Genomic DNA, 24,774 nt, shown 5'->3' on the forward strand with positions numbered 1-24,774 from the left:
ATAAGGCAATGTCCTCCGCAATACTCATCTTAGTTTTTATCGTATGGCATTTGACCTGGAATATGGTATTGAATCAGGCGCGCGGCCTGAAGCCGCTGTCCACGGAGCAAGTCGCGGTTTCGGCGGTTGTCGGAGCGCTTCTTCAGGAGATTGCCGGATGGAGCGTCTGGGCGGCGATCGTCCTGACCTCTCTGGCCAGTATCGCTTATTACGCCAATTTGATTCATATCCGCTTTTTCGGGCATCCGATTCCGCTTTCGCAGATCCGGCAATTTCTTCGTTCCGCGGAAACGGCCTCCTCCAGCGCCGTGCTGCTCTTCCAGTCGGCTAGCCGGCTGGCAAAGCGGAGCGATACTGTCTTGATCGTTCTGTGGGCGGAAGCGCTCGCCGTCCTGTTTATCGTCCGCAACCCGGGAGATCCCTTATGGAAGTGGTGGGCTCTGAACGGAGCGCTTGCCGTCTTGGTTGCCTTGACATTAAAACAGTCTCGCAGGTTGAAAACAGGCGCGATGGAGAGCCATGTATTCGGGATGTTCGTTTCTTACTATTTCTCCTGGCTGCTGGCGCGCAGGAGCCGAACGGAGCAGGAACGGATGCGCGAGGAATCGGCGTTGCGGCGAAACGAGGACGGAGAAGGAGGCGCAGCGGCCGACGAGGATCCGCCGAAGGATGAATGGTTCGGACGGTTTAAGGGGATGAATCTAATTCTGGTCCAACTGGAATCGTTCCAGCAGTTCCTGCTGCATCGTCGAGCCGCGGGCCAGGAGATCACGCCGTTCCTCAACCGGCTGGCTCGCGAAAACCTGGTCTTCACGGATATTTTCAGCCAATACGCCCAGGGGCACACCTGCGATGCGGAATTGGCCGTTCTGCATTCTCTGTATCCTTTGAAGCATGAAGTGGTCAATTACAGGCACTATGACAAGAAATTCCGCGGACTGCCGGCGATTTTGCGGGATCGCGGCTATCAGGCGACGGCCTATCACGGATATAAAGGCGATTTTTACAATCGACGTACGATGATGAAGACGTACGGATTCGAGGCGTTCCACGCGGAGGAGGATTACCTGTCTACGGATCGGGCTTCCTACTGGATGTCGGACTTTTCGTTCTTCGAACAGTCGGTCGAGAAGATTAAAGCGATGAAGCAGCCCTTCTTCTCGTTTATGATCAGCATGACCTCCCACTTTCCGTTCGAGCTGGAAGAGAAGCATTGGGGACTCCGGCTCGGTAGCGACGTTCCGGAGCCCCTGGCCCGCTACTACCAAAGCGTTAATTATACAGATCGCGCGCTGCAGCGTTTTTACGAGCTGTTGGAGCGGGAAGATCTGCTGAACAATACGGTATTCGCCCTCTATGGCGATCATGAAGGGGTTAGCCTGGAACATCTTCCGCTGTTGTACGAAGAGCTGGGCATGCCGCAATCGAACCTGTTGAAGGCGGCCAATCGAATGAGCGTGGCGCAGGTTCCCTTCATAATCGCCAGCGGAGACACGAACCGGAGAATCGCCTACGCCTCCGACCGGGTAGGAAGCACGCTGGACGTCGGCCAGACGCTTCTGCACCTGCTGGGGCTGCCCAAAATCGCGTACGGGATGGGGGCAAATCTGTTCGCGGCGCCAGATGATCGCATCGTTCCCTTGGCCCAATTCTATCCGGGGTCTTTCGCGACGCGGGACACGCTCTGCTGCGCTCCCGAGTCGGGAGATTACGTATACAGCGCCATTTACGATCGCGAGAAAGAAACGATGGTCCTCCCGGTTTCGGGGATCAACCGAAACCGGTTCGAGCATAGCCGACAGCAGATCAATCGTGCGGAGTATCTGATTGCCAACGACCTGCTGGTTCCGGATCGTCCGGACACCGCTGCGGAGGAGGATGCGGCCGGGCAAACGGCTTTTACTCCGAACGTAGAGCGACTGATAAGCATTGCGGACGATGCGGCGGTCGTCATTCCGATCTCGCTGTCCATGGACCGCCTTTATTCGGACAAGCAGAAGGATCCGGAAGAAATGAAACGATTGGAAGGCTTCTACCGTCGGACCAGGAAGAAAAACATTCGCTTCTACTCTACCTTCGACTGGGACGCGAACGAGCGGCCGGTTTATTTCGGGGATCGCATCTATGCGAAGATGCTGACCGAAAGGGGCTATAAGGTGGAACTTGTGGATCCGATTCCTCTGCCCGAGTATTTGAGGGGTCTGCCCGATCACTCTCTGATCGTGGTCGCGGCCAAGGACGATGCTTCCGGCCAGTTCGGTCCGAAGTTTGCGGAGGAAATGGCCGAATTCGGCTTCCGTCAATTGAACGTTACGAAGTATCGTCATAGCTATGTGAATCTGATGTATAAAAACAAAGGGTACATTTCCCTGTTCGAGAAGGCGACCGAGCTTCCGATCGAACAGGAATGGCGAAGCGGCGCGCTGATCGACGGAATCGCTCTGCCTTGCGATCTTCAAGTCGTCAGCCGGGGCGCATTGGCGGGGAATCTGTCCGAGATCAAGGTCAACGGATTGTCGTGCAGCCGCAACCAGAGGGGATTGAACTTCGCGGTGGTGGACATGGAAACGGGAAACTTCAAGCAGCAGTTTTGGGCGGACACGTTTGCGACTGCGCACGTAGATACGGAGATGTACCGGGCCGTCAAGACGAGGACTGCCGAGGAGGCGGGGGCGTGAGCGCGGTATGGCTGCAAGGTATCGCGGCGGCATTGGCGCTGGTTTGGATCTCGCTTCTTCGTGCTATGGGGAGGGTGGAGCCGAGCCGATCGATCGGCCCCGATCCGGAGGAGGCTTCCGATGAGGAACATCCGGTCGAACCGGAAGCCGTCGACGTTGCGCCGACGTACTCGTTCTCGGGATGGGAAGAGGTTCTGGCGAAGGAAGACGGGGCTTGCAGGTTCATTTGCAATAATCCGCGCTGGAACGAGGTTCCGGAAGCGTACGAAGATTTTGCGAGAGGCTGCGCGGAAAAAGGTATCGGCTTTGTCGGCCTGGAGGGTTCGGATTGGGTCGCCGGGCGCATAACCGCTTACTTCGACGACTGCCGTCTGATGCCGCTCCTATGGGAGGAAAATTATCAAGTTCATTTGGCTCAGGGCAAAAGTTTATTCGACCTGCTGCGGGGGACTCCCCCTTTCTCGATCATCGTTGTTTCGGTGAAGGACGACGGCTCCCAGGCGCTGAATCACGACTGGCAGGAGAAGCTTTGCGAGGTGGGCATTCGTTCCCTGACCCGGGAACATCTGCGTCACAGCTACATCAATATCATTTGGAAGAAATACCACCATACGTACATCAACCTATACGAAGAGTGCTCGGACGGGCCGTTGGCCAAAAGGTACGATCAAGGAGATTTCGTCAACGATTTCAAATTTCCGATGAGTCTGGAGGTCGAGAGCGCGGGCTATCACGCGGGCAATTCCTCCAGCATCAAGATCGACGGCCGGCAATACTCGCAAAATCTGCGAGGCATGAACATCGCCGTATTCGATATGATCGATTCCAAGGTGGAAGGGATTCACAGAGTGGATGCATTCATAAGCATGTATGAAGATACGGCCATCTACCGCGCCGTTCCGGCAGAGGGGGAGAAGAATGCTTCCTAAGATGGCCGAGCTGGGTTTGCTGGAGCGGGAGAGCGTCTATATTCCGCCATCCGGCATGCCGGCGGAGAAGAGGAGAGGGAAAGCCGGCCTGGTTTATACGGCCTACTGCTCATCCTTGTACCGGCGGCACGGGGTTTGGGTTCGTTCGTTTGCGGATATTGCCCTGGACCGCAACGACCAGCCGATTTATTTTCATGCCAGCGCCTACATCCCCCATTTCAACTATCAAGGGTATGGCGTCGAGGTCGTGGAGGGGCGCGATCTGCTGGATTATTTGCGCAGCGTTCCAGTGAGGGCTTACGCCATCGTCTCTGTCAAAGACGAGGGGAGCCAGCAGATTACGGACGAGGTCGCGGAACGACTGCGGCCGTTCGGCATGACGAAGCTCGATCGATCGAAGCTTCGCCACAGTTACCTCTGGATCGCCCGTAAAATAGACGAGACTTCCTATGAGGTGCTGCACGAAGAATGCTCGGCCGAGGAGCTGCAATGGGAAGGAGCGCTGGGAGCAACCCGTGCGTCCGTCGTCAGCGGAGGCTCCCTTGCGACCAACGTCAGCAGCATACGATTGGACGGGATCGAGAGAAGCCTCAACCAAAGGGGGCTCAACATCGTGACCTGGGGGCCGGAATTGGGCGTGGAAGCCGCTTCCTTCGACACGTTCGCGACCTTGCAGGCGCAAGGGAGCCTGTATCGCGCCGATCCTCCGATACGGAGAGTTGATCGATTCCGAACGGTCAGCCATGCCGGCGGCCGGATAGACGGCATGGATTATACCAATTGCCTCGAGGCGTTCGAACAGAGTTACGGGGAACGGGGGCATCGCGTATTCGAAGCGGACATCGTCATGACTTCCGACGGAGAGTTGGCGCTCAGGCACGATTGGGAGCCTTATTTGTACCGGCATCTGCAGCAACAGCAACCGGAGGGACATCCGGAAGGCCGGCCGCTCAGTCTGGAGCAATTCAAGAGCTTGAGGATATTGAACCGGTATACGCCCGTCGCCGCGATCGATCTGTTCTCGTTCTTGGTTCGCTGTCCGGACGCTTGTCTGGTCACGGACACCAAACACTCCGATCCGAAGCTGGCGGAGCTCCAATTCGCGAAGCTGGTCGAGGCGGCGGCCCCGTTCGGCTGCGACGTTCTTCTGCGCGTGATCCCGCAGCTGTATACCGAGGAAATGTACGACGCTGTCGAGAAGGTATTTCCTTTTCCCCGGTATATCTACACCTTGTATCAAACGAAAGCGACCGACGACGAAGTCGTCCGGTTCGTGGCGAACAAGGGAATCCGCTTCGTGGCGGCGAATCCGGACCGCTACAGCGAAGAGCTGGGCAAGCGATTAAAGGATGCCGGCGTATCGGTGCTCCTCCATACGATCAACGATCTCGAGTCCGTTCAACGATATATCCGCGAACATGTGGACGGATTTTACACGGACTCCATGACGGCCGCCGAAGTGGACCGGGTCTTCCTCGCCTATGGGGTGGAGCTGGATACGAGACGGGAAATGCTGAGCGAGTTCCTGGTTCGTCATTTTGATTTTCCGGAGGAGGGAGCGCGCAAGGAACTGGATTGCAGGAGTCTCGACGACTTGGCGAGGCTGTCCGGACGACTGTTCGAATGCCGGACCGCGGCGGAGGTGTATTCCGTGTTAAATCCGGAGTGACGAATAAGCCTTCGTTCGGATCGATGCGTCCAACGAGAAGAACCTCTCCTGCACCGGCGAGAGAGGTTTTTTCGCACTTCGGCTCTGCGTGAGCGAGTCAGATCAGCAAAGTGATGACCAGAAGCTCGAACAGCACCAGCGTAAGGATTGCGTTGGAAGCGTAAGGGCCGAAGAAACGGGCGTCCCCGGTCATGAGGTGCAGATAGGTGTTGTCCGCTCCGACGACGACGCCTTCGTACGAATGTCCGTCGATCGTCTCTACACGGATTCGGCGGTTCATGCACTGGCCGCATACGCCGGCAAGCTTCTGGCGGGTTTTCCGCAGTTGGTCGCACCACTGGCTGTCGGCTTTGTACAGCTGCGCGGAACTGCTGGGCGGCGCGGAACGGGATGGCATATTGCATTCCTCCTAGATGTCTATGCTCTATGCTATGCATGCGCCCATCGGAAGGTGTAGCCCAAAGATTTTTCGACGAAATCCGAGCGGCGGGGGAAGGATGTTATGCACCCGTTCGGAGACAATGATATAATGAACGGGGCAAGCTACATAGGAGAACGGCCGGAAGCGCGCGAAGCGCTTGCGGGAGCCGTCGGAGAAAGGGAAGAACATAATGGGACGACTCGTCATTTGCGATCATCCGTTGATCCAGCACAAAATCACGTTTATCCGTGACAAAATGACAAATACGAAGCAATTCCGGGAATTGGTGGACGAAGTGGCCATGCTGATGGCGTACGAGCTGACGAGGGACGTTCCTCTGTCCACCGTGCGGGTGGAGACGCCGGTCCAGGCCGCGGAAGGAAAAGTCATCGCAGGGCGCATGATGGGATTAATCCCGATTTTGCGCGCGGGACTCGGAATGGTCGACGGCGTGCTGAAGATTATCCCGTCCGCCAAGGTCGGCCATATCGGCTTGTACCGCGACCACGATACGCTGCAGCCGGTGGAGTATTACTGCAGCCTGCCTTCCGACGTGAAGGAGCGGGAATTGATCGTCATCGATCCGATGCTCGCTACGGGAGGCTCCGCGAACGCCGCGATCGACATGCTGAAGGCGCGGGAATGCCGCCCGACCAAGCTGATGTGCCTGATCGCCGCCCCGGAGGGAGTAAAAGCGGTCCAGGAGAAGCATCCGGATATCGATATTTATTTGGGAGCTCTGGACGAGAGGCTGAACGAGCACGGATACATCGTTCCGGGGCTGGGCGACGCGGGAGACCGGCTGTACGGAACGAAATAAGGAGAATAAAGGAATCATGGATTTGCCGCGAGAAGGGGAGAAGAGAGTGGGCAATAAAATCAAGGTCATGACGATTTTCGGCGTGCGGCCGGAAGCGATCAAGATGGCGCCGCTGATTTTGGAGCTGGAGAAATATCCGGAGCAGATCGAGTCCGTCGTATGCGTGACCGCGCAGCATCGCCAGATGCTCGATCAGGTGCTTGAGGTGTTCGGAATCGAGCCCGATTACGATCTGGACGTCATGCAGGCGAGCCAGACGCTGAACGACGTTACGATTCGCGTCCTTCAAGGGCTGGAGCCGGTGCTGAAAGAAGCGAAGCCGGATATCGTGCTCGTTCACGGGGACACGCTGACGACGTTCCTCGCCAGCTACGCCTCCTTCCTGCAGCAGATCAAGGTCGGGCACGTGGAAGCCGGACTGCGGACGTGGAACAAGCTGTCCCCGTATCCGGAGGAGATGAACCGCCAACTGACCGGCGTGCTGGCGGATTTGCATTTTGCGCCGACCTCCTGGTCGGAGGGCAATCTGATCAAGGAAAACAAAAATCCGGATACGATCTACGTAACCGGCAATACGGCTACGGACGTATTTCAATACACGGTGAAGCCGGATTACGCCCATCCGGTTCTGGACTGGGCTTCGGGCAAGAGACTGATTCTGATGACGGCGCACCGCCGGGAATCGCTGGGCGAGCCCCATCGGCAAATTTTCCGCGCGGTCAAGCGGATCGCCGACGAATTCGAGGACATCGCGATCGTCTATCCGGTTCATCCGAATCCGGCCGTTCTCGGACCGGCTCGGGAAATTCTCGGCGACCATCCCCGCGTTCGATTGATCGAGCCGCTCGACATCGTGGGGATGAACAACTTCTACGCGCACACGCATCTCATTCTGACCGATTCCGGCGGCATTCAAGAGGAAGCGCCTTCGTTCGGGGTGCCGACGCTGGTGCTGCGGGATACGACGGAGCGTCCGGAAGGCATCGAAGCGGGTACGCTGGAGCTTGTCGGCACGGAGGAAGAGTACGTCTATGCGCGGACGAGGGCGCTGCTGACCGACTCGGCGCTGTACAAGCGGATGAGCGAAGCCTCGAACCCTTATGGCGACGGAAGGGCGTCGAAAAGAATTGTCGAAGCGATTTTGCACCACTTTCTGGGAGCGACGCGTCCGGAGTCGTTCGGCCGATAGGAAGAGCGAATTCGCCGGCGTGCCCCGAAAGCCTTGCGAGCCGTACAGCGTACAGTTGAACTGTATGGTTTGCGTGGCCGGAAAGTCTTGATTTTACGCGGTTTTCATCCATTCCGTTCACACAAAATTTGAATTTGGTTTGATTGACAAACCGCTTGACGCAAAGCTACAATATAACGTGGAACATGGGTGGAAAGGGCTTACTTTGGTCCGATTTCATCCTACCGAGGAAACAGCGAGGAGCGACGAAAGATGGCGGATTCCCCGAAGAGCCCTCCGCAGGACGACAACCCTTGGCGGGCGGCCGGACTCGTGACGGCGATCGGTGCGGAGCTTGCCGTTCTGGTCGGTCTCGGTTGGTGGCTTGGCAGCGTATACGACGAGCGGAACGGCACCGATAACGGCTACGTCATCGGTTTGATCGTCGGTCTCGTCGCCGGAATCGGTTCGGCCATCGGCCTTATCCGCAAATATGCGGGAGGCAGGGGGTCATAATGGACGATATTTCGGTAGTCATACGCAAGATCAGCCGCGTTACATTCTTTTTTCTGTTCTTGGGTTGCTTGGGCTGGGCGATCAAGCCCGAATGGGAAGTCTACTTCGGAGGTTTCCTGATCGGAGCGGTCGGCAGCATCCTTTTTACATGGCAGCTCGCATGGAAGGTAATCCGCATTGCCGATTTGGTTGTCGGAGGACGCAGGGGACGAGGCTTCGGCTTCTTGTCCAGGGCGGCGATCGCACTGCTCGCCGCGGTCATTTCCGTCAGGACGTTGGGGTACGATCCGGCCGCTACGGTAGCTGGATTAATTGTTACTCCGATGGCAACACTCGTATTGGGATTATCGTCCATCCGCAGACGCAATGGACATCCCTCAGATGAAAGGGGTGAAAAGCAGTAACATGGATCATTTAGTGCCCATTATCGAGATTTTCGGCATCGAATTCGATCTCTCCGCCATTCTGATGGTCATCATCTCCAGCATCATCGTATTCGTGCTGGCGCGGTTGGCCGTGCGCAATCTGTCGGTGGAAAACCCAGGAAAGCTACAGAATTTCTTGGAGTGGGTCGTGGAATTCGTTCAGAGCATCATTGGCATGGCGACGGATTTCAAGAAAGGCCGGGTCTACACCGGGCTCGGACTTGCGCTTATCATGTACATCTTCGTGAGCAACATGCTCGGCTTGCCGTTCGGGATCGTCACGGAAGGACATGAGGGACAAACCGTATTCGGACAAGAGCTGGTCGTCAAGGAAGCGCACGATCATCTGGCATGGCTTTGGTGGAAATCGCCTACGGCCGACGCCGCGATGACGATGGCGCTTGCGCTGACGGTTATCGGTCTGTCGCATATCCAAGGCTTGCGTCATAATCGCAAGCATTATCTGAAGCACTACTTCGAGCCGTGGCCATTCTTCCTCCCGATCAACCTGATCGAGACGGCGGCTAAGCCTCTTACGCTCGGTCTTCGTCTATACGGGAACATCTACGCGGGCGAAGTGATGATTGGCATCATCCTGGGCATGGGCTGGATCGGAATTCCGGCGCTCATGGTGTGGCAAGGATTCAGTATTTTCGTAGGCGCTATCCAGGCGTTCGTCTTCACGATGCTCACCATGGTGTACATCGGCCAAGCGAGCATTCACGAAGATCACTAATCGATATGGATTCACACTAATTAAAATAAACCCTACATTCCTGAGGAGGATTTACAAATGGTATACGGTCTGTTGGCAGCGGCAATTGTTTTTGGTCTTGGTGCGTTCGGCGCGAGTATCGGTAACGGTATGATCTTCAGCAAAACGATCGAAGGGATCTCCCGTCAGCCTGAGCTGCGCGGTTCTCTGCAAACGACGGCGTTCATCGGCGTAGGTCTGGTCGAAGCCCTTCCGATCATCTCCCTCGTTCTTGCGTTCATCTTGATGGGTCAAGCCGAGTAGTACGGAATAGGAACAAGGCGGGGAGTGCCGTTGCCTCCACGCCTTCGTTTTGCAAGGCATGAAACTAAGTTCACGAAAGCCGTATGAAAGGAGAGCGGATCCCCCTAATGAACATCGTATGGTCTAACTTTTTCGTTCAGCTGGTCGCGTTCTTGATCTTGTTCTTCCTGCTGCAGCGCTTTGCGTTCAAGCCGTTGTTCGGCATCATGGAAAAAAGACGCCAAATGGTCTTGGAGCAAATGGACAGCGCGAAGAAAAATCGCGAGGAAGCGGATCAATTCATAGAAGAGCAGAAGCAAGCGCTTCAGCAAGCGCGCAAAGAAGCTCACGACATTATCGAGCAAGCGAGAATCACGAGTTCCAGACAGGCGGACGATATTATCCAAACCGCCCGCAGCGAGTCCGACCGCCTCAAGGAAGAAGCGCGTCGCGAAATCGAAGCCGAGAAGAACAAGGCGCTTGCCGCGCTTAAGGCGCAAGTCAGCGGCCTGTCCGTATTGATCGCTTCGAAGATTATCGAGAAACAAGTCGACGAGCAGTCCCAGAAGGAGCTTGTCGAACAATACCTGCAGAATGTAGGGAATCAATCATGAGCCGCGGTTCGGTAGTCGCCAAGCGCTATGCGAAGGCGCTCTTCCAAGCCGCGAACGACAAAGGGCTCGTAGCCGAAACGGAAAGCCAGCTTAAGTTGGTCGTTGACGTCGTAGAAAGCAGCGCGGAACTGCGCGCGTTTCTCTCGGCCCCCAACATTACGCTGGAGACGAAAAAGCAGACGCTGATTCAAGCGTTCGGAGCGGAAGCTTCCCCGATCGTTCTCGGAACGATCAACCTGCTGATCGAACGCGGACGCGAGGGCGAACTCGCCTCCGTGCTTGCCGCTTACCTGCAGGTCGCGGGCGAAGCGCTCGGGCGCGCGGACGCGCATGTCACTTCGTCGAAGCCGCTCAGCGCGGATGAGCAGGCCAAGCTGGCCGACAAATTCGGCGCTCTGCTCGGCAAGACCGTCCGGGTTACGAATTCCGTTAATCCCGAACTGCTCGGAGGCTTGACCGTTCGCATCGGCGATACGCTGTACGACGGCAGTCTGAAGGGCAAACTCGAACGTCTGGACAAAACGCTGCAAACCGCGGCGATCTAACGAATAACAATACCATTTGCAAGCAATGGAGACAGGGGTGAACGAATTGAGTATTAGGCCCGAAGAGATCAGTACTCTGATCAAGAAGCAGATCGAGCAATATCAATCCGATATTCAAGTCGTCGACGTCGGCACCGTCATCCAGGTCGGTGACGGAATCGCGCGCGTGCACGGTTTGGAAAAATGTATGGCGGGAGAGCTTCTCGAGTTCGAAGGCGGCGTTATCGGCATGGCCCTCAACTTGGAAGAAGACAACGTCGGCGTCGTCATCATGGGTCCTTACACGGGCATTCGCGAAGGCGACCAAGTCAAGAGAACCGGCCGCATCATGGAAGTTCCGGTCGGCGAGCAATTGCTCGGCCGCGTCGTGAACGCTCTGGGCCAGCCGGTTGACGGCAACGGACCGATCAACACGACGAAATCTCGTCCTGTCGAGTCCCCGGCTCCGGGCGTTATGGATCGTAAATCCGTTCACGAGCCGATGCAGACCGGTATCAAAGCGATCGACGCGATGATTCCGATCGGCCGCGGCCAACGGGAATTGATCATCGGCGACCGTCAAACGGGCAAGACGACGATCGCGGTCGATACGATCGTTAACCAGAAGGGCAACGGAGTTATCTGTATCTACGTTGCGATCGGTCAGAAGCAATCGACCGTGCGCGGCCTGGTTGAAACGCTGCGCAAACATGGCGCCCTCGACTACACGATCGTCGTAACGGCGAACGCGTCCGAACCGGCTCCATTGCTCTATCTCGCTCCTTATACGGGCGTATCGATGGGCGAAGAATTCATGTACAACGGCAAGCACGTTCTGATCATCTATGACGACCTGACGAAGCAAGCCGCCGCTTACCGCGAACTTTCCCTCTTGCTTCGCCGTCCTCCGGGCCGTGAAGCTTATCCGGGCGACGTATTCTACTTGCACTCCCGTCTTCTCGAGCGCGCTGCCAAGCTGAGCGACGAGAAGGGCGGCGGTTCGATGACCGCTCTGCCGTTCATCGAGACGCAAGCGGGCGACGTCTCCGCGTATATTCCGACCAACGTAATCTCGATTACCGACGGTCAAATCTTCCTTGAAGCAGACCTGTTCTATTCCGGCCAACGTCCGGCGGTTAACGTCGGTATTTCCGTATCCCGGGTAGGCAGCTCCGCTCAGATCAAAGCGATGAAGAAGGTTGCGGGCACGCTCAAAACCGACCTCGCGCAATATCGCGAATTGGCTGCGTTCGCGCAATTCGGCTCCGACCTCGACAAAGTGACGAAGTCGCGTCTGGATCGCGGAATCCGTACGCTCGAAATTTTGAAGCAAGGCGTTAACCAGCCGCTTCCGGTCGAGCGTCAAGTCGTATCTCTGTACATCGTAACCAAAGGCCATCTGGACACGATTCCCGTGCAGGACGTTCGCCGCTTCGAAGCGGAGTTCCTTGCTTACGTGGAAGCGAACCGTCCGGAAATCTTCCAGTCGATCCGCGATACGAAGGATTTGACGGCCGACACCGACAGCGCTCTGATCGACGCGATCGCGACGTTCAAGAAGGGCTTTAACGCATCGGCATAATATAGAGTCGGAACATGGAACTCGAATCGCAACAATAAGCTTGAGCCGGGTTTGCCGTCGGCAAGCCTGGCAATAAGGTGGTGAAACGATTGGCTAAAGGGATGCGCGAGATCAAGCGCTCGATCAAGAGCAAGCAGAATACGAAGCAGATTACGAAAGCGATGGAGATGGTCGCCGCTTCGCGGCTTAGAAGAGCCCAGGAAGCAGCCGTCTCCGCTCGGCCTTACACGGATAAGCTGAAGGAAGTCGTATCCAGCATTGCGTCCGCCTCGGGCGGCAGCAAGCATCCGATGCTCCAGAGCCGTCCGATCAAGAGAACGGCATACCTGGTCATTACCTCGGATCGCGGTCTGGCCGGAGGCTACAACGCCAACATTTTGCGTAAAGTGCTGTTGACGATTAAAGACCAGCATAACTCGAAGGACGAGTACGCCGTATTCGTGATCGGCCGTAAAGGGCGCGACTTCTTCCAACGACGCGGCATTCCGATCGTCGAGGAAGTGACCGGGCTGTCCGATTCTCCTAAGTTCTCGGACATTAAAGAGATCGCGGCCAAAGCGGTTCAAGGCTTCGAGGAAGGCAAGTACGACGAGCTGCACCTGGCTTACAATGAATTCAGGAACGCGGTCACCCAAATTCCGACGCTTAAACGTCTGCTGCCGCTTGGCGATATCGGCGCGGGAGTCGACAAAGCCGAATACGAATACGAGCCGTCCGCCGAAGAGGTGCTTAACGTGCTTCTGCCTAAATACGCGGAGACGCTCGTGTTCAGCGCGGTGCTCGAGGGCAAAGCCAGCGAGTTCGGGGCGCGGATGACGGCAATGGGCAATGCGACGAAGAACGCGACGAAGATGATCGCCGATTTGACGCTGCATTACAACCGTGCTCGTCAAGCGGCGATTACGCAGGAAATCTCGGAGATCGTCGCGGGAGCGAACGCACAGCAATAACAATCGTGACGATTGCTTTCATGCCCGGCGGGCAAGAATTCAATTGCACCGTGACGATCAACCGCAGACGCCGAAGGCGCAACTCGGTGATCGCACTATTTTAGGAGGTAAATCCATGAGCAAAGGGCGCGTTGTTCAGGTGCTGGGGCCTGTCGTCGACATCGAGTTCGACCACGGTCATCTGCCTGACATTCTCAATGCGATTAAAATTGAAGCGAAGGCCGAGAGCGCTAGCGGCACCGACGTCAGCCTTACGGTTGAAGTCGCGCAGCACCTTGGCGACAATCTGGTTCGCGCGGTCGCGATGTCCTCTACCGACGGTTTGGTCAGAGGAACGGAAGCGGTCGACTTGGGCGTACCGATCACGATTCCTGTAGGTCCTGCGACATTGGGCCGGGTTTTCAACGTATTGGGCGATGCGATTGACGGCAAAGGCGAAGCCGATCGCACGCACACGAACCCGATTCACCGTCAAGCTCCTTCTTTCGAAGATTTGACTACCCAGACGGAAATGCTGGAGACGGGAATCAAAGTCGTCGACTTGCTCGCGCCTTACACCAAGGGCGGTAAGATCGGTCTGTTCGGCGGCGCGGGCGTAGGTAAAACCGTTCTGATGCAAGAGCTGATTCATAACATCGCATCCGAGCACGGCGGTATTTCCGTATTTGCCGGCGTAGGGGAGCGTACCCGCGAAGGGAACGACCTCTACCACGAAATGACGGAATCCGGCGTTATCGCGAAGCTGGCGATGGTGTTCGGTCAGATGAACGAGCCTCCGGGCGCGCGTATGCGCGTTGCTCTGACGGGTCTGACGATGGCGGAATACTTCCGCGATCAAGAAGGCCGCGACGTTCTTCTGTTCGTCGACAACATCTTCCGCTTTACCCAAGCGGGCTCCGAAGTATCGGCGCTTCTCGGCCGTATGCCTTCCGCGGTTGGATACCAGCCTACGCTGGCTACCGAGATGGGTCAACTTCAAGAGCGTATCACCTCTACGAAAAAGGGTTCCGTAACGTCGATCCAAGCGATCTACGTCCCAGCGGATGACTATACCGACCCGGCTCCGGCTACGGCGTTCGCCCACTTGGACGCCACGACGAACTTGGAGCGTAACATTGCGGCGATGGGGATTTTCCCGGCGGTTGACCCGCTGGCTTCCTCTTCCCGGATTCTTGCTCCGGAAATCGTCGGCGAAGAGCACTACAACGTAGCGCAAGGCGTTAAGAAATTGCTGCAGCGTTACAAAGAGCTTCAAGACATCATCGCCATCCTCGGTATGGACGAGTTGTCCGACGAAGACAAACAGGTCGTTCAACGCGCTCGTCGCATTCAACTGTTCCTGTCCCAACCGCTGCACGTCGCAGAGGCGTTCAACGGCATCCCGGGCGTCTATGCTCCGATCAAAGAAACGATCCGCAGCTTTAAGGAAATCCTCGAAGGCAAGCACGACGATCTTCCGGAACCGGCTTTCCACAATGTCGGCGTTATCGAGGAAGCGGTCGAGAAAGCGAAGAAACTCGCTGCCGAGGTTTAATCCGGCGGTTGGTTTGGAGGGATCGATATGAGCACCTTACGGTTAGAGATCGTCACTCCGGAGCACAAGGTTTACGAGAAAGACGTGAATATGGTCGTCGTTAAAGGCGTAGCCGGCGAGCTCGGTATTCTGCCCAACCATATTCCTCTGGTTACGCCGCTGAAAGTGGCTCCGGTTAAAGCCAAGATCGGCAATACGAACGAATTCATTGCCGTTCACGGCGGTTTTATGGAAGTGCGCAAGGACAAAGTCGTTATATTGGCCGAAGCCGCCGAGCTTGAATCGGACATTGACGTTTCCCGCGCGCGTCTTGCGAAGGAACGCGCTGAACGTCGTCTCGCGCAGAAGCAAGCGGACATCAATGCGGCTCGCGCCGAACTGGCGCTGCAACGGGCCATCTTGCGGCTGGAAACGGTCAACGAGAAGGAACAGCAGCATCGCAACCAATAATCGGCTTTATCGGCCGCCCTGCGGAGGATCGGAAACGATCTTCCGTGGGGCGGCTTTTTTGCCGTTTTGGCGATATTTCGCTGGGGGTGGGTGAGTGGCGGTTCCGACTGTGTCGGGGGTTCCGCCAAGTGTGTAACGCTGTCGCTGCTCGGTGCAGTCATCGCGTCGCCCCCTTTTGCCGATATCCCCCCTGCTCAGTAAAGTGGTCGCGTCGCCTCTTTTGCCGATATCCCCGCTGCTCAGTAAAGTGGTCGCGTCTCCCCTTTTGCCGATATCCCCGCTGCTCAGTAAAGTGGTCGCGTCCCCCTTTTACTGGTATCCCCTCTGCTCAGTAAAGTGGTCGCGTCCCCCTTTTGCTGGTATCTCCTCTGCTCAGTGCAGTAGTCGCGCCGCTCCTTTTGCCGGTATCCCCTCTGCTCAGTGCAGTAGTCGTGTCGCTCCTTTTGCCGGTATCCCGTCTGCTCAGAGCAGTGGTCGTATCGCGGGCATTTGTCGCTATCCTTTCGACGAAAGTGACGGTTATCACTGATTCTTTTTCACGAGGAGGGGTACATTAGAGGGAGGAAGGGAAAGTTTAATGAAGGAGGGGCTGAGATGAGCGCGTTGACGGATTCGTTGAACGTTCAGCTGTCAAATTGGGCGGTGCTGTACATTAAGCTTCACCATTATCATTGGTATGTGAAAGGCCCGCATTTTCCCGTGCTTCATGCGAAGTTCGAGGAGCTATACGATATGGCTGCGTTGAAGTTGGACGATCTTGCAGAGAGGATTCTCTCGATCGAAGGAAGCCCGCTGTCTACGATGAGGGAGTTTCTAGCGCATGCCACTATTAAGGAAGCGGATAAAGCGAATAGCGAGAGCGACATGTTATCGGCGACGATCGAGGATCTGAAAGAGTTGATCCAGGGGCTGAAGGATGCCGCGGCTACGGCTGAGGAAGCCGAGGACACGGCGACTTCGGATATGTTAATCGGTCAGGTGGAGGGGCTTCAAAAACAGGTCTGGATGCTGAAGTCGACACTGGCGTAAACAGGGCGAGCGGTAGAGGGAACCGTTGAGCATACGCTCGGCGGTTCTTGCGTGTTCTGGGACTAGGGAGAACAAAGCCGCATATATATAGGTACTGGCAGACTGTAGTATCCCCAATGTTTCGTTCGTTGGGTGGGAGGCAGGTGCGGAGCGTTCGAGTAATGGCCGGTAGGGTACTCCAAAATAATGAAACCAAGCAGGCAGTCGACAATTTCAAGCGTACTGAACGGATGGGATAGCGGCAAAAGGCGGCGAGGTGAGGCTGCAATAGCACTGAGTAGGGGGCTAGAGCGGAAAACGGAGGTACAGCGGAGGTTGCAGGCGTACTGAACGGATGGGATAGCGGCAAAAGGCGGCGAGGTGAGGCTGCAATAGCACTGAGTAGGGGGCTAGAGCGGAAAACGGAGGTACAGCGGAGGTTGCAGGCGTACTGAACAGATGGGATAGCGGCAAAAGGCGGCGAGGCGAAGCTGCAATCGCGCTGAGTCGGGGGCTAGAGCGGAAAACGGAGGTACAGCGGAGGTTGCAGGCGTACTGAGCGGGTGGGATAGCGGCAAAAGGCGGCGAGGCGAGGCTGCAATCGCGCTGAGTCGGGGGATAGAGCGGAAAATGGAGGTACAGCGGAGGTTGCAGGCGTACTGAGCGGGTGGGATAGCGGCAAAAGGCGGCGAGGCGAGGCTGAAATCGCACTGAATCGAGCTGCAGGGGCTGCCTGGCTGACGGGCACTCCCACCTTAAGTCGACTGCATCGGCGTGGTGAAGAATCGTATTTTATTTCTGAAACTGGCTGATGGACGTTCGACAAATTTGGACAGCTTCCAATGAAAACGCTTTTTCCATGGACTTGAATGGGGGCATTTGTTATAATTATGGGGTAAATTTACCTGTTTGCGGAGGCGTTGCAGTGGAGAAGTACATCAACTCATACGTCATTGTTACCGTCTTCCTGGTGCTGGGTATCGTGTTTCCGATTTTCGTCCTGTGGCTCGGTTCTATTCTTAGGCCCCGCAAGCCTACTGAAGAGAAGATGACCACCTACGAGAGCGGCAACGAGCCGGTGGGAGACAGCCAGATCCGCTTTAACGTCCGGTATTATTTGTACGCGCTTATGTTTGTCGTTTTCGACGTGGAAACCGTATTTCTTTACCCTTGGGCCGTAGCTTACAATCAGCTTGGTCTATTTGCGTTGATCGAGATGTTGATTTTCGCGGGCTTGCTGCTCGTCGGCCTGGTGTATGCATGGAGAAAGAAGGTGTTCAAATGGAACTCGATTTAGCGAACGTATCTCCGGAGGACCGGAAGGAAGTGGAGCGCAACGTTTTCTTTGGCACCATTGAACAACTGAAGGGGTGGGCGCGGAGCAATTCGCTGTGGCCGCTGACCTTCGGTTTGGCATGCTGCGCGATCGAAATGATGGCCGCGGGCGGGGCTCACTATGATTTGGACCGTTTCGGGGTTATGTTTCGGACATCTCCCCGGCAGGCCGACGTCATGATCGTCTCGGGAACGGTAACGAAGAAAATGGCGCCGCTGCTCAAGCGTCTGTACGATCAGATGCCGGAGCCGAAGTGGGTAATTGCGATGGGGTCCTGCGCGACCGCGGGAGGCCCGTACGTAAAGTCTTATTCCGTAGTGAAGGGCGTCGATCAGATCGTCCCCGTGGACGTCTACATACCCGGCTGTCCGCCGAATCCCGCCGCCCTGATCTACGGCATCAATAAACTGCAGGCGAAAATACGCTACGAGGCGAAAACCGGGAAGCAGGTGACTAGCCGATGAGCGAAGAGAACAAACGGGACGATAATCCTGTTGAAAATAAACCTCCGGAATCGGAAGCGCCGCCCGCTCATCCGTCGGCTGAAGCCGAGCCGAAGGCAGGGGAATCGGCCGCAGAGGCTCCGGCAGCCGTCGCAGCGTCGGCGGGACAGCCGCCAAGCGAGGGCGATGCGCCCGTTCCGGAGCGTCGCAAGGAGACGGACGAGGAGAAGGCGGCGCGACGTAAAGCGACGCTGGAGGCGCGCGAGGCTGCGAAGGTAGCAGCCGCACTGGCGGCAGCTGAGGCGGCGAAAGGCGGCTCGTCAGCGAGTGCAGCGGGTGCACAGCCGGCGGAAGAGAGCGCGAAGGGAGCGACAGAGGCTCCGGCCGCAGCGGCAGCAGGCGGGTCATCGGCAAGCGAGGGCGCCGCAGCAGTAGGCTCGGTCGCGAGCGAGGGTACGGCAGCAGCAACGCCGGCGGCAAGCGAAGGCGATGCGCCGGTCCGCCGCAAGGAGACGGACGAGGAGAAGGCAGCCCGGCGCAAAGCCGCGCTGGAGGCGCGCGAAGCGGCGAAGGCGGCCGCGGCCCAAGCGGCGGCGCAAGCCGCGCAAGGAGGCGCTCCGGCTGGAGCGGCGGGGGCCGGAGAGGGCGCGGGAGCGGATGCGCCGCCGCCGAAGCCGCCGTCGCCCAGCCAGCCCAGGCTCGACCGCGTCGCGGTGATGCTGCGGGAGTTGGTGGCGGAGGATGCGGTCGAGGAAGCTTATATCAATGAAGCGAACGATCACCTGCCGACGCTGGTCATCAAGAACGAGCGGTGGGGCCAGGCGGCGAGGTTGCTTCGCGACCATGCGGAGCTGGCATGCGCTTATCTGCGCAACGTGTCCGGAGTAGATTACGAGACTCATATGGAAGTCGTCTATTACCCTTGGAACATGAACGCTCGAGAAGGTTATTGCGTCAAGGTGCGCACGGATCGGGAAAGTCCTTCCGTCGCGTCCGTTACTCCGATCTGGGAGACGGCGAACTGGAACGAGAGAGAAATTTACGACCTGCTGGGCATCGATTTTCCGGGGCATCCGGATCTGAGACGCATCATGATGCCCGACGACTGGGTCGGCCATCCGCTTCGCAAAGACTACGTTCCGCTGGACCCGGAGGTGTAAGATCACGTGATTCGTACTGAAGAGCTGCTGCTCAACGTAGGTCCGCAGCATCCGAGCACGCACGGCGTGTTCCGGATCATCGTCAAGCTGGACGGGGAAGTCATCACGGAAGCAACCCCCGTGATGGGGTATCTGCATCGCGGTACGGAGAAACTGGCGGAGAATTTGAATTTTACGCAGATCATCCCTTATACGGACCGGATGGACTACGTCTCCGCGATGACGAACAACTATGTTCTCTGCCATGCGGTAGAGAAGATGATGGGGCTGGAAATTCCCGAAAGGGCGGAGTTTCTGCGTCTGATCGTCATGGAACTGCAGCGCGTCGCCAGCCATCTCGTCTGGTGGGGAACTTATTTGCTGGACATCGGAGCCCTTAGTCCGTTCCTGTACGCTTTCAGCGACCGGGAACGCGTACTGGGGCTGTTCAATGAATTGTGCGGCGCGAGGCTGACGTATAATTACATGCGCGTCGGCGGTGTGAAATGGGACGCGCCCGAGGGCTGGATTGATCGGGTCAAGACGTTCGTCAAAGACATGTATTTCCGGCTGGACGAGTATCACAACCTCGTCAGCGGCAACGAGATTTTCTTGTCCCGGGTCAAAGGGATCGGCAAGTACGACGCGGAGACGGCGATCAGCTACGGCTTGTCCGGGGCGAACCTGCGATGCACGGGCGTGCAGTGGGATCTGCGCAAGGCGGAGCCGTACAGCCTGTACGATCGCTTCCAATTCGACGTGCCGGTCGGCAAGAACGGGGACTGCTACGACCGTTATCTGATCCGCATAGCGGAGCTCGAGCAAAGCCTGCGCATTCTGGAACAGGCGCTCGAGCAATTCCCTGGCGACGGAGATACGATGGGGAAGGTGCCGCGCGCTATCCGCCCGCCGGCCGGAGAAATCTACGTCCGCATCGAATCGCCGCGCGGAGAGATCGGCTGCCACATCGTCTCCAAGGGAAAAGCCGAGCCTTACCGGCTGAAGTTCCGCAGACCCTCTTTCGTAAACCTGCAGATTTTGCCTAAGCTGCTCGTAGGCGAGAGCATGACGAACCTCGTTACGATTCTCGGCGGCATCGATATCGTGCTGGGGGAGGTTGACTGCTGATGCAACGCTTCTGGGATGAGCCCCTGAGCTGGGGCAACGCGGCGATCTTCGTCGCCGGGGGAATCGGAGTGCTGGCCGTCGTGATCCTGTTCGTTACCTATGCGATTTACTTCGAGCGCAAGGTCATTGGCTGGATGCAGTACCGAAAAGGTCCGAACCGCACGGGGCCGCTCGGCTTGCTGCAGACGGTGGCGGACGTTGCCAAGCTGCTGCTGAAAGAGGATACGATTCCTCGGAAAGCCGACAGAGGGCTGTTTATTTTGGCTCCGGTAATGGCGTTCGTTCCTTCGTTCCTGGTGCTCGCTTTCATTCCTTATTCGATGAATCTGCAATTCGCGGACCTGAACGTCGGCTTTCTCTATTACATCGCGCTCTCCGGAATTACGACGATCGCGATCGTCATCGCCGGCTGGGCGTCGAACAATAAGTACTCCCTGCTGGGCGGGATGCGTTCCGCGGCGCAGATGATCAGCTACGAGGTGCCGCTCGTCATGTCGGTCGTCGGCGTCGTCATGATGACAGGCAGCCTGAATTTGCGGGAGATTGTGCTGGCGCAAAGCGGCTACTTCTGGGAGTGGAACTTCCTGCCCCAGATTCTCGGCTTCGGCATCTTCATCGTCGCGGCGGTGTCCGAGCTCAACCGCACGCCGTTCGACTTGCCGGAGGCGGAGTCCGAGCTGGTCGCCGGCTACCACGTCGAGTACAGCGGCTTCCGGTTCGCATTCTTCATGCTGTCGGAATACGTGTACGTGTACGCTATCGCCTGCTTGACGACGATTTTGTTCCTCGGCGGCTGGAACGCTCCGTTCCCGCAGCTTGATTTTATACCGGGGCTGGTCTGGTTTTTCCTGAAGTTCGCGTTTATCGTCTTCTTCTTGTTCTGGATGCGGGCGACGTTCCCGCGGCTCCGCGTCGACCAACTGATGGGAATGGCGTGGAAGGTATTGCTGCCGCTGGCGATTCTCAATATATTCTTGACGGCAATTGGCATTGAATTGATGGGATAGGGAGGCGGTCGCCATGAAAGGCATGCTCAAAGGATTAGGCGTGACCCTAAAAACGATGGGAACCAAGAAGGTGACGTACGCGTATCCCGACATCCCGATCCAGATGCCGGAAAGGTTTCGCGGGATTCAGTATTTCGACCCGGAGAAATGCATCGTGTGCAATCAATGCGCGCGCATCTGTCCGACGGACTGCATCACGCTGTCGGGCAAGCCGAATCCGGATCCGGAGAAAAAGGGCAAAGTCATCGATACGTTCGACGTCAATTTCGAAATCTGCATCCTCTGCGACCTGTGCACGGAGGTGTGTCCGACCGAGGCGATCGTCATGACGAACAATTTCGAGCTGGCGGCTTACAGCCGGGACGAACTGTTCAAGGACAAGGATTGGCTGTTCGACAACAGCACGAACATCCGCCTGGACAACAACAACATCGGCTCTCCGAAAGGAGGCGCCAAATAAACGGTGTTCAACTTCAACCTTGAATTCACGGGAGAATTCGTCGCCTTCTTCCTGCTGTCGGTGTGCGCGATCGTCGGCGCGGTGCTGGCGATCAATTTCACGAAGGTCGTGCACACGACTCTCTCGGTCGCTTTCACGTTTATCGCCCTGGCCGGGCTGTACGTCGTGCTGGAAGCGGAGTTTATCGCCTTCGTGCAGGTGCTTCTGTACGTGGGCGCCATCACGATTCTGATGATCTTCGGCATCATGATGACGAAGCACGACGGGGAAGGGCGGGAGCCGGCAAGGCCGCTGCTTGAGACGCTGGCGGCCGTTGGCTGCATCTGCTTGTTCGGCATTCTCTTCTTCGGAATCCGCAACGCGACGTTCCCGGTCCAGACGGTCTCTCTGGCGGAAGAGAATACGAGGGAAATCGGCATTCTCATGTTTACCCAATACGCGATTCCGTTCGAGCTGACTTCCGTTCTGCTGACGGTCGCCTTCATCGGAGCGATCGCTCTGGCGAAGAGAGAGGAGGACGCGGAATGAGCATGCTGTCCTCTTACTTGACGCTGGCGGCGGTTTTGTTCTGCATCGGGCTGTACGGCGTGCTGACGAAGCGCAACGCGATCATCGTGCTGCTCTCGATCGAGCTGATGCTCAACGCCGCGAACCTCAACCTGATCGCTTTCTCCAAATACGGAGCGCTCCCGTCGCTGACGGGACAAATCTTCTCCTTGTTCACCATCTCGGTCGCGGCGGCGGAAGCCGCGGTCGGCATCGCGATATTGATCGTCTTCTATCGCAGCCGCGTTACGGTGAACGTGGACGAATTCGACGAGTTGAGGAGGTAACTTCATGAGCACCTTCTTTACCGAATACGCCTGGCTGATTCCGCTGTTTCCGTTCGCCGCGTTCATTATACTGACGGGGATGGGCAAATCGCTGGGAAAAGCGGGGGCCTGGATCGCCACGGTCGCTTCGTTCGTTTCCCTGGTGCTGGCCGTATGCCTCGCCACGGAGAGAATGTCGGGCAATGCGCCGGAGTACAGCAAGCAGTTCGAATGGATCTCGATCGGTAAGCTGAAGCTGATGGCCGGCTTCGAGGTGACGAACCTGTCTACGCTGATGCTGGTCGTCGTCACTCTGGTGGCTTTTCTGGTCAATCTGTACTCGCAAGGTTATATGAAGAAAGACGAGAGAATTTCGACTTTCTACGCCTACGTGGCCCTGTTTACGAGCTCGATGCTGGGCTTGGTGCTGGCCGACAATCTCTTAACCTTCTATATTTTCTGGGAGCTGGTGGGCGTATGCTCGTTCCTGCTCGTCGGATTCTGGTATCGCAAGCCGGAGGCGAAGGCGGCGGCCAAGAAAGCTTTCATCGTCACCCGGATCGGGGATCTGGGCCTGCTGATCGCTATCCTGCTGCTGTTCTGGTACATGCCGGGCAACGCGCTCGACTTCACGGCGATCCATAACGTGTTCGATACGCAAGGCGGCGTCATCTCCACGGGGATCACGACGTTGATCGCCCTGCTGATCTTCCTCGGAGCGGTCGGCAAATCCGGTCAATTCCCGCTGCACGTCTGGCTGCCGGACGCGATGGAAGGTCCGACGCCGATCAGCGCCTTGATTCACGCGGCGACGATGGTCGCGGCCGGCGTGTTTCTCGTGGCCCGTACGTTCGATATTTTCGAGGCCTCGCAGGTCGCGATGAACACGGTGGCGATCATCGGCGCGTTCACGGCGATTTTCGCCGCGACGATCGGGCTGGCGCTGAACGATATCAAGCGGATACTCGCGTTCTCCACGATCAGCCAGCTCGGCTACATGATGCTGGCGCTGGGCGTCGGCTCAGTCGGGGGAGCGATGTTCCACCTGTTTACGCACGCGTTCTTCAAAGCGCTGCTGTTTCTCGGAGCGGGCAGCGTCATTCATAGCGTACATACGCAGGACATCCGCGAGATGGGCGGCCTTGGCGGCAAGATGAAGATCACGGCCTGGACGTTCGGCATCGGAGCGCTGGCCTTGTCGGGCATTCCTCCGCTGTCGGGATTCTGGTCCAAGGACGCGATTCTAACCGCGGCCTTGGAGGAGCAGCCGATTCTGTTCGTCGTCGCTCTGGTCGCGGCGTTCTTCACCGCCCTGTATATGGCAAGGCTGTTCTTCCTCGTTTTCGCGGGCAAGCCCAAAGAGGGGCAAGCGGCGAAGGAGTCTTCGGCCGTCATGACGATCCCGCTGATCGTGCTGGCGGTGCTGGCGGTCGTCTCGGGCTTCGTGGAGACGCCGTTCAACGGTTGGCTTGGAGGATGGCTGCTCGGAGGGGAAGCGGAGCATCCTATCAGCGGCCTCGTCATGATCGTCTCGGCGGCCGTCGGTCTGCTGGGCATCTATATCGGCTGGCTGATGTACGCCAAAGGAACGATCCGCAGAGACGCCGTCTCCTCGCGCGTTCCGGGACTCGTTAAAGTGCTGGAGAGAAGATATTACATCGACGAGCTCTATCAGGCCGCGTTCGTCAAGCCGCTTCAGGGGCTCGGCAAGCTGCTTGAACTGTTCGACGAATATGTGATCGACGGCCTCGTCCGGCTGTCCGGCCATGCGGTCGGAGCGGTGGGCAGGCTGAATACGAGGCTGCAGAGCGGGCAAGTTCAAGCTTACGCGCTGACCGCCGTTATCGGCATCGTGATTCTGATGCTCGCGATCGCCGGAAGGAGGTTCTGGTAATGCTGGAAGACCTGCCGGTTCTATCTCTGATTGCGTTCGCGCCGCTGCTTGGCGCCCTCGTCGTGCTCCTGCTGCCTGGCGGCAGAAGTCATTGGATTCGCGGAACCGCGATCGTATTCACGCTCATTCCGCTTGCTCTGACATTATGGCTATACGCTTCCTACAACCCTTCGGCGGGAGGGGCGGCGTACTCGGAACAGGTCGAGTGGCTGGCGATTCCGCTGAACATCGAAGCGTTCGGAGAGGGAATTCAATCCTTAAAGCTGAGCT

Annotated in this window: 26 protein-coding genes and 1 pseudogene; 26 read left to right on the forward strand and 1 reads right to left on the reverse strand. The window is 57.3% G+C overall.

What is annotated here, in order from left to right:
• Window positions 1-8: 8 nt before the first annotated feature.
• The 3 genes from ACESLM_RS17320 to ACESLM_RS17330 are packed head-to-tail and all read left to right on the forward strand — an operon-like array spanning window position 9 to window position 5,276.
• Window positions 9-2,678: a sulfatase-like hydrolase/transferase gene (locus ACESLM_RS17320; protein ID WP_372632831.1), complete on the forward strand. Its 2,670-nt coding sequence runs from the start codon at window positions 9-11 to the stop codon at window positions 2,676-2,678.
• Window positions 2,675-3,607 (forward strand): hypothetical protein, encoded by a 933-nt coding sequence (locus tag ACESLM_RS17325; RefSeq protein WP_372632832.1) that lies wholly within the window; start codon window positions 2,675-2,677, stop codon window positions 3,605-3,607. The genes ACESLM_RS17320 and ACESLM_RS17325 overlap by 4 nt, the downstream gene beginning before the upstream one ends.
• Complete coding sequence (locus tag ACESLM_RS17330; protein ID WP_372632833.1) at window positions 3,597-5,276, forward strand: glycerophosphodiester phosphodiesterase family protein; 1,680 nt, start codon at window positions 3,597-3,599, stop codon at window positions 5,274-5,276. The genes ACESLM_RS17325 and ACESLM_RS17330 overlap by 11 nt, the downstream gene beginning before the upstream one ends.
• Window positions 5,277-5,373: 97 nt before the next feature.
• On the opposite strand, the gene ACESLM_RS17335 is transcribed toward ACESLM_RS17330, so the two are convergent.
• Complete coding sequence (locus ACESLM_RS17335; RefSeq protein WP_372632834.1) at window positions 5,374-5,673, reverse strand: LSm family protein; 300 nt, start codon at window positions 5,671-5,673, stop codon at window positions 5,374-5,376.
• Between the two features lie 214 nt (window positions 5,674-5,887).
• Between ACESLM_RS17335 and upp the strand changes: the two genes are divergently transcribed.
• From upp to ACESLM_RS17450, 23 genes and pseudogenes are all read left to right on the forward strand, one after another.
• Entirely contained in the window at window positions 5,888-6,517 is a 630-nt protein-coding gene (upp, locus tag ACESLM_RS17340) for a uracil phosphoribosyltransferase (RefSeq protein ID WP_094047629.1), read from the forward strand.
• A 16-nt stretch (window positions 6,518-6,533) separates the two neighbouring features.
• Window positions 6,534-7,706, forward strand: a complete 1,173-nt coding sequence (gene wecB, locus ACESLM_RS17345; protein ID WP_372632835.1) for a non-hydrolyzing UDP-N-acetylglucosamine 2-epimerase — start codon at window positions 6,534-6,536, stop codon at window positions 7,704-7,706.
• Between the two features lie 252 nt (window positions 7,707-7,958).
• Window positions 7,959-8,201, forward strand: a complete 243-nt coding sequence (locus ACESLM_RS17350) for an AtpZ/AtpI family protein (RefSeq protein WP_372632836.1) — start codon at window positions 7,959-7,961, stop codon at window positions 8,199-8,201.
• A complete protein-coding gene (locus tag ACESLM_RS17355; RefSeq protein ID WP_372632837.1) occupies window positions 8,201-8,605 on the forward strand; it encodes an ATP synthase subunit I in 405 nt (134 codons plus the stop codon). Before ACESLM_RS17350 ends, ACESLM_RS17355 begins: the two co-directional genes overlap by 1 nt.
• A 1-nt stretch (window position 8,606) precedes the next feature.
• Complete coding sequence (gene atpB, locus ACESLM_RS17360; protein WP_372632838.1) at window positions 8,607-9,362, forward strand: F0F1 ATP synthase subunit A; 756 nt, start codon at window positions 8,607-8,609, stop codon at window positions 9,360-9,362.
• Window positions 9,363-9,419: 57 nt separating this feature from the next.
• On the forward strand, window positions 9,420-9,644 hold the full coding sequence (gene atpE / locus ACESLM_RS17365) for a F0F1 ATP synthase subunit C (protein ID WP_094047624.1): 225 nt from the start codon (window positions 9,420-9,422) through the stop codon (window positions 9,642-9,644).
• A gap of 107 nt (window positions 9,645-9,751) precedes the next feature.
• Window positions 9,752-10,237, forward strand: a complete 486-nt coding sequence (gene atpF, locus ACESLM_RS17370; protein ID WP_372632839.1) for a F0F1 ATP synthase subunit B — start codon at window positions 9,752-9,754, stop codon at window positions 10,235-10,237.
• Window positions 10,234-10,782: a F0F1 ATP synthase subunit delta gene (locus ACESLM_RS17375; RefSeq protein ID WP_372632840.1), complete on the forward strand. Its 549-nt coding sequence runs from the start codon at window positions 10,234-10,236 to the stop codon at window positions 10,780-10,782. Before atpF ends, ACESLM_RS17375 begins: the two co-directional genes overlap by 4 nt.
• Window positions 10,783-10,828: 46 nt before the next feature.
• Window positions 10,829-12,343, forward strand: a complete 1,515-nt coding sequence (gene atpA / locus ACESLM_RS17380) for a F0F1 ATP synthase subunit alpha (RefSeq protein ID WP_372632841.1) — start codon at window positions 10,829-10,831, stop codon at window positions 12,341-12,343.
• Between the two features lie 89 nt (window positions 12,344-12,432).
• Window positions 12,433-13,293, forward strand: coding sequence for an ATP synthase F1 subunit gamma (gene atpG / locus ACESLM_RS17385; RefSeq protein ID WP_372632842.1), 861 nt, complete (start codon window positions 12,433-12,435; stop codon window positions 13,291-13,293).
• A 115-nt stretch (window positions 13,294-13,408) separates the two neighbouring features.
• Window positions 13,409-14,827, forward strand: coding sequence for a F0F1 ATP synthase subunit beta (atpD, locus tag ACESLM_RS17390; protein WP_372632843.1), 1,419 nt, complete (start codon window positions 13,409-13,411; stop codon window positions 14,825-14,827).
• 27 nt (window positions 14,828-14,854) lie between these two features.
• The gene (locus ACESLM_RS17395) at window positions 14,855-15,277 is read left to right on the forward strand and encodes a F0F1 ATP synthase subunit epsilon (RefSeq protein ID WP_372632844.1); all 423 of its coding nucleotides are present in this window, start codon (window positions 14,855-14,857) and stop codon (window positions 15,275-15,277) included.
• 594 nt (window positions 15,278-15,871) lie between these two features.
• Window positions 15,872-16,306 (forward strand): Dps family protein, encoded by a 435-nt coding sequence (locus tag ACESLM_RS17400; protein WP_372632845.1) that lies wholly within the window; start codon window positions 15,872-15,874, stop codon window positions 16,304-16,306.
• Between the two features lie 904 nt (window positions 16,307-17,210).
• Window positions 17,211-17,582: an NADH-quinone oxidoreductase subunit A gene (locus ACESLM_RS17405; RefSeq protein WP_372632846.1), complete on the forward strand. Its 372-nt coding sequence runs from the start codon at window positions 17,211-17,213 to the stop codon at window positions 17,580-17,582.
• Window positions 17,567-18,085, forward strand: coding sequence for a NuoB/complex I 20 kDa subunit family protein (locus ACESLM_RS17410; RefSeq protein ID WP_116060706.1), 519 nt, complete (start codon window positions 17,567-17,569; stop codon window positions 18,083-18,085). Before ACESLM_RS17405 ends, ACESLM_RS17410 begins: the two co-directional genes overlap by 16 nt.
• Window positions 18,082-19,224, forward strand: a complete 1,143-nt coding sequence (locus ACESLM_RS17415; protein ID WP_372632847.1) for an NADH-quinone oxidoreductase subunit C — start codon at window positions 18,082-18,084, stop codon at window positions 19,222-19,224. The genes ACESLM_RS17410 and ACESLM_RS17415 overlap by 4 nt, the downstream gene beginning before the upstream one ends.
• Before the next feature lie 6 nt (window positions 19,225-19,230).
• Window positions 19,231-20,331 (forward strand): NADH-quinone oxidoreductase subunit D, encoded by a 1,101-nt coding sequence (locus tag ACESLM_RS17420; RefSeq protein WP_372632848.1) that lies wholly within the window; start codon window positions 19,231-19,233, stop codon window positions 20,329-20,331.
• Window positions 20,331-21,338, forward strand: a complete 1,008-nt coding sequence (gene nuoH / locus ACESLM_RS17425; protein ID WP_094047609.1) for an NADH-quinone oxidoreductase subunit NuoH — start codon at window positions 20,331-20,333, stop codon at window positions 21,336-21,338. Before ACESLM_RS17420 ends, nuoH begins: the two co-directional genes overlap by 1 nt.
• A gap of 13 nt (window positions 21,339-21,351) precedes the next feature.
• Window positions 21,352-21,798 (forward strand): NADH-quinone oxidoreductase subunit NuoI, encoded by a 447-nt coding sequence (gene nuoI, locus ACESLM_RS17430; protein ID WP_372632849.1) that lies wholly within the window; start codon window positions 21,352-21,354, stop codon window positions 21,796-21,798.
• A gap of 3 nt (window positions 21,799-21,801) precedes the next feature.
• Window positions 21,802-22,326, forward strand: coding sequence for an NADH-quinone oxidoreductase subunit J (locus ACESLM_RS17435; RefSeq protein WP_372632850.1), 525 nt, complete (start codon window positions 21,802-21,804; stop codon window positions 22,324-22,326).
• A gap of 2 nt (window positions 22,327-22,328) precedes the next feature.
• Window positions 22,329-22,631, forward strand: a complete 303-nt coding sequence (gene nuoK / locus ACESLM_RS17440) for an NADH-quinone oxidoreductase subunit NuoK (RefSeq protein ID WP_369827110.1) — start codon at window positions 22,329-22,331, stop codon at window positions 22,629-22,631.
• 4 nt (window positions 22,632-22,635) lie between these two features.
• Entirely contained in the window at window positions 22,636-24,504 is a 1,869-nt protein-coding gene (gene nuoL / locus ACESLM_RS17445; protein ID WP_372632851.1) for an NADH-quinone oxidoreductase subunit L, read from the forward strand.
• Window positions 24,504-24,774 (forward strand): annotated as a pseudogene (locus ACESLM_RS17450) (NADH-quinone oxidoreductase subunit M); the annotation flags it as partial. The gene nuoL and the pseudogene ACESLM_RS17450, both read left to right, overlap by 1 nt.

Origin of the sequence: Cohnella sp., assembly GCF_041641335.1 — a bacterium.
GTDB lineage: Bacteria > Bacillota > Bacilli > Paenibacillales > Paenibacillaceae > Cohnella.

Excerpts from the sequence above, each read along its gene's own strand:
- nuoI (WP_372632849.1), top strand. The coding sequence starts at position 21,352 with ATGAAAGGCATGCTCAAAGGATTAGGCGTGACCCTAAAAACGATGGGA.
- atpB (WP_372632838.1), top strand. The coding sequence starts at position 8,607 with ATGGATCATTTAGTGCCCATTATCGAGATTTTCGGCATCGAATTCGAT.
- ACESLM_RS17320 (WP_372632831.1), top strand. The coding sequence starts at position 9 with ATGTCCTCCGCAATACTCATCTTAGTTTTTATCGTATGGCATTTGACC.
- atpF (WP_372632839.1), top strand. The coding sequence starts at position 9,752 with ATGAACATCGTATGGTCTAACTTTTTCGTTCAGCTGGTCGCGTTCTTG.
- upp (WP_094047629.1), top strand. The coding sequence starts at position 5,888 with ATGGGACGACTCGTCATTTGCGATCATCCGTTGATCCAGCACAAAATC.
- atpE (WP_094047624.1), top strand. The coding sequence starts at position 9,420 with ATGGTATACGGTCTGTTGGCAGCGGCAATTGTTTTTGGTCTTGGTGCG.
- nuoH (WP_094047609.1), top strand. The coding sequence starts at position 20,331 with ATGCAACGCTTCTGGGATGAGCCCCTGAGCTGGGGCAACGCGGCGATC.
- ACESLM_RS17410 (WP_116060706.1), top strand. The coding sequence starts at position 17,567 with ATGGAACTCGATTTAGCGAACGTATCTCCGGAGGACCGGAAGGAAGTG.
- ACESLM_RS17350 (WP_372632836.1), top strand. The coding sequence starts at position 7,959 with ATGGCGGATTCCCCGAAGAGCCCTCCGCAGGACGACAACCCTTGGCGG.
- ACESLM_RS17400 (WP_372632845.1), top strand. The coding sequence starts at position 15,872 with ATGAGCGCGTTGACGGATTCGTTGAACGTTCAGCTGTCAAATTGGGCG.
- ACESLM_RS17415 (WP_372632847.1), top strand. The coding sequence starts at position 18,082 with ATGAGCGAAGAGAACAAACGGGACGATAATCCTGTTGAAAATAAACCT.
- ACESLM_RS17355 (WP_372632837.1), top strand. The coding sequence starts at position 8,201 with ATGGACGATATTTCGGTAGTCATACGCAAGATCAGCCGCGTTACATTC.
- atpD (WP_372632843.1), top strand. The coding sequence starts at position 13,409 with ATGAGCAAAGGGCGCGTTGTTCAGGTGCTGGGGCCTGTCGTCGACATC.
- ACESLM_RS17330 (WP_372632833.1), top strand. The coding sequence starts at position 3,597 with ATGCTTCCTAAGATGGCCGAGCTGGGTTTGCTGGAGCGGGAGAGCGTC.
- nuoL (WP_372632851.1), top strand. The coding sequence starts at position 22,636 with ATGAGCACCTTCTTTACCGAATACGCCTGGCTGATTCCGCTGTTTCCG.
- ACESLM_RS17395 (WP_372632844.1), top strand. The coding sequence starts at position 14,855 with ATGAGCACCTTACGGTTAGAGATCGTCACTCCGGAGCACAAGGTTTAC.
- wecB (WP_372632835.1), top strand. The coding sequence starts at position 6,534 with ATGGATTTGCCGCGAGAAGGGGAGAAGAGAGTGGGCAATAAAATCAAG.
- ACESLM_RS17335 (WP_372632834.1), bottom strand. The coding sequence starts at position 5,673 with ATGCCATCCCGTTCCGCGCCGCCCAGCAGTTCCGCGCAGCTGTACAAA.
- nuoK (WP_369827110.1), top strand. The coding sequence starts at position 22,329 with ATGCTGTCCTCTTACTTGACGCTGGCGGCGGTTTTGTTCTGCATCGGG.
- ACESLM_RS17375 (WP_372632840.1), top strand. The coding sequence starts at position 10,234 with ATGAGCCGCGGTTCGGTAGTCGCCAAGCGCTATGCGAAGGCGCTCTTC.